Raw genomic sequence first — 4096 nt, 5'->3', positions numbered from 1 at the left:
GGCATAAAAAAACCCCAGCTTCGCAAGAAGCTGGGGTTTGGACTTAAGAGTCTGACGATGACCTACTCTCACATGGGCAAATGCCACACTACCATCGGCGCAGGCCTGTTTCACTTCTGAGTTCGGGATGGGATCAGGTGGTTCCAAGCCGCTATGGTCGTCAGACAAAACGGTTGATCACTGGGGGACGGGATAGAACGAGTGTGATGATGATTTTTTCGACGTTATCCAGACAATTGTCTTGGGTGTTATATAGTCAAGCCGCACGAGCAATTAGTATCGGTTAGCTCAACGCCTCGCAGCGCTTACACACCCGACCTATCAACGTCCTGGTCTTGAACGGCTCTTTAGGGACCTCGAGGGTCCAGGGAGATCTCATCTTGGAAGGGGCTTCCCGCTTAGATGCTTTCAGCGGTTATCCTGTCCGAACATAGCTACCGGGCAGTGCCACTGGCGTGACAACCCGAACACCAGAGGTTCGTTCACTCCGGTCCTCTCGTACTAGGAGCAACTTTCCTCAAATCTCCAACGTCCACGGCAGATAGGGACCGAACTGTCTCACGACGTTCTAAACCCAGCTCGCGTACCACTTTAAATGGCGAACAGCCATACCCTTGGGACCGGCTTCAGCCCCAGGATGTGATGAGCCGACATCGAGGTGCCAAACACCGCCGTCGATGTGAACTCTTGGGCGGTATCAGCCTGTTATCCCCGGAGTACCTTTTATCCGTTGAGCGATGGCCCTTCCATACAGAACCACCGGATCACTATGACCTACTTTCGTACCTGCTCGACGTGTCAGTCTCGCAGTTAAGCGGGCTTGTGCCATTACACTAACCGTACGATGTCCGACCGTACTTAGCCCACCTTTGTGCTCCTCCGTTACGCTTTAGGAGGAGACCGCCCCAGTCAAACTACCCACCACACAATGTCCTCGATCCCGATAAGGGACCAGAGTTAGAACCTCAAACATGCCAGGCTGGTATTTCAAGGTTGGCTCCACGCAAACTGGCGTTCACGCTTCAAAGCCTCCCAGCTATCCTACACAAACATATTCAAAGTTCACTGTGAAGCTATAGTAAAGGTTCACGGGGTCTTTCCGTCTAGCCGCGGATACACCGCATCTTCACGGCGATTTCAATTTCACTGAGTCTCGGGTAGAGACAGCGCCCCCATCGTTACGCCATTCGTGCAGGTCGGAACTTACCCGACAAGGAATTTCGCTACCTTAGGACCGTTATAGTTACGGCCGCCGTTTACCGGGGCTTCGATCAAGAGCTTCGCACGAATGCTAACCCCATCAATTAACCTTCCGGCACCGGGCAGGCGTCACACCGTATACGTCCACTTTCGTGTTTGCACAGTGCTGTGTTTTTAATAAACAGTCGCAGGGGCCTGGTATCTTCGACTGGCTTCTGCTCCGTCCGCGAGGAACTTCACATACCACCAGCGTGCCTTCTCCCGAAGTTACGGCACCATTTTGCCTAGTTCCTTTACCCGAGTTCTCTCAAGCGCCTTGGTATTCTCTACCTGACCACCTGTGTCGGTTTGGGGTACGGTCTCGAATAGCCTGAAGCTTAGAAGATTTTCCTGGAAGCAGGGCATCAATGACTTCGCTCCCGTAAAAGGGTGCTCGTCGTCACGTCTCAGGATTGTGGATCCGGATTTGCCTAAACCCACTCCCTACACGCTTAAACCGGGACAACCGTCGCCCGGCTCACCTAGCCTTCTCCGTCTCTCCATCGCAGCTATCCAAGGTACGGAAATATTAATCCGTTTCCCATCGACTACACCTTTCGGTCTCGCCTTAGGGGCCGACTCACCCTGCGCCGATTAGCGTTGCGCAGGAACCCTTGGTCTTCCGGCGTGCGGGTTTTTCACCCGCATTGTCGTTACTCATGTCAGCATTCGCACTTGTGATACCTCCAGCAAGCTTCTCAACTCACCTTCGCAGGCTTACACAACGCTCCCCTACCCCGCATACAAAGTATGCAGCCGCAGCTTCGGTATCCAGTTTGAGCCCCGTTACATCTTCCGCGCAGGCCGACTCGACTAGTGAGCTATTACGCTTTCTTTAAAGGATGGCTGCTTCTAAGCCAACCTCCTAGCTGTCTGAGCCTTCCCACATCGTTTCCCACTTAACTGGAATTTGGGGACCTTAGCTGGCGGTCTGGGTTGTTTCCCTCTTCACGACGGACGTTAGCACCCGCCGTGTGTCTCCCGGATAGTACTCACAGGTATTCGGAGTTTGCATCGGGTTGGTAAGTCGGGATGACCCCCTAGCCGAAACAGTGCTCTACCCCCTGTGGTATTCGTCCGAGGCGCTACCTAAATAGCTTTCGGGGAGAACCAGCTATCTCCGGGCTTGATTAGCCTTTCACTCCGATCCACAAGTCATCCCCTGGCTTTTCAACGACAGTGGGTTCGGTCCTCCAGTTGATGTTACTCAACCTTCAACCTGCTCATGGATAGATCGCCCGGTTTCGGGTCTATGCCCAGCGACTAAATCGCCCTATTCAGACTCGGTTTCCCTACGGCTCCCCTAAACGGTTAACCTCGCCACTGAACATAAGTCGCTGACCCATTATACAAAAGGTACGCCGTCACAGAACAAGTCTGCTCCGACTGCTTGTACGCATACGGTTTCAGGATCTATTTCACTCCCCTCACAGGGGTTCTTTTCGCCTTTCCCTCACGGTACTGGTTCACTATCGGTCAGTCAGGAGTATTTAGCCTTGGAGGATGGTCCCCCCATATTCAGACAGGATACCACGTGTCCCGTCCTACTCGATTTCACTAGACTCAGGTTTCGGATACGGGGCTATCACCCACTATGGCGGCACTTTCCAGAGCCTTCTCCTACCAGTTGTCTAGCTTAAGGGCTAGTCCCCGTTCGCTCGCCGCTACTTAGGGAATCTCGGTTGATTTCTTTTCCTCGGGGTACTTAGATGTTTCAGTTCCCCCGGTTCGCCTCTTACACCTATGTATTCAGTGCAAGATACCCGACCGAAATCGGGTGGGTTTCCCCATTCAGAAATGTCCGGATCACAGCTTGTTTGCCAGCTCCCCGAACCTTATCGCAGGCTTCCACGTCTTTCATCGCCTCTGACTGCCAAGGCATCCACCGTATGCGCTTAGTTGCTTGACTATATAACCCCAAGACAACTGATCACTGATGACACAGAAGACTGACACCTAACCGAAGTTAAGCGACAATGTTCCAGGAACATTCAGAGACAGTCACTCGAAGTCATACACAACCACTTCAACGACAACACCGGATAACGCTTGAAAAAATCGCTATCACATTGAACACATTCTCTCGGAGATAATGAGAAAATGTCTTCGTGTTCTATCTCGTCCAATTTGTTAAAGAGCAAATCTGACCCAGTGATCAGAAAGAAGGATTTCAAACTTAACAGCGTTGAAACACTTGTTTCTGTACACTGACCGAAGTCAGGTGACCAAGTAATATTTGGTGGAGCTAGGCAGGATCGAACTGCCGACCTCCTGCGTGCAAGGCAGGCGCTCTCCCAGCTGAGCTATAGCCCCCAAAAGCTATCTCGTAAAATCGTGTAGATCTAGGCGTGTTCGGACGCCGCATAGCCTGCTATGCAAGTTCGGACACAACGACGAGCTACGCGATTTTGGTGGGTCTGGGTGGACTTGAACCACCGACCTCACCCTTATCAGGGGTGCGCTCTAACCACCTGAGCTACAGACCCGGTTTTGCTTGCCACAGACAAGCCAAGTCGGGCCTGAAAGACCCTTGCTCTCTTTATCAATCAACCAAGTAATTCGTGTGGACTCTGACCGAAGCTTCGACTTCGTTTAAGGAGGTGATCCAGCCCCAGGTTCCCCTAGGGCTACCTTGTTACGACTTCACCCCAGTCATAAACCACACCGTGGTAATCGTCCTCCCGAAGGTTAGACTAACTACTTCTGGTGCAATCTACTCCCATGGTGTGACGGGCGGTGTGTACAAGGCCCGGGAACGTATTCACCGTGACATTCTGATTCACGATTACTAGCGATTCCGACTTCACGGAGTCGAGTTGCAGACTCCGATCCGGACTACGATACGTTTTGTGAGATT

At 52.2% G+C, this 4096-nt stretch carries 2 tRNA genes and 3 rRNA genes; all 5 read right to left on the bottom strand.

Features of this window, described 5'->3' with window-relative positions:
- Positions 1-49 precede the first annotated feature (49 nt).
- A 5S ribosomal RNA gene (gene rrf / locus FE848_RS18380) occupies positions 50-165 on the bottom strand.
- A gap of 87 nt (positions 166-252) precedes the next feature.
- Positions 253-3148 (bottom strand): 23S ribosomal RNA (locus FE848_RS18375).
- A gap of 328 nt (positions 3149-3476) precedes the next feature.
- A tRNA-Ala gene (locus tag FE848_RS18370) sits at positions 3477-3552 on the bottom strand.
- 96 nt (positions 3553-3648) lie between these two features.
- A tRNA-Ile gene (locus tag FE848_RS18365) sits at positions 3649-3725 on the bottom strand.
- A 107-nt stretch (positions 3726-3832) separates the two neighbouring features.
- Positions 3833-4096, bottom strand: a 16S ribosomal RNA gene (locus tag FE848_RS18360); the annotation flags it as partial.

Origin of the sequence: Marinobacter sp. 1-3A (genome assembly GCF_016597775.1) — a bacterium.
Classification (GTDB): Bacteria; Pseudomonadota; Gammaproteobacteria; order Pseudomonadales; family Oleiphilaceae; genus Marinobacter; species Marinobacter xiaoshiensis.
The sequence above is the reverse complement of the archived record's forward strand: the minus strand, read 5'-3'. Positions and strand labels throughout refer to the sequence as shown.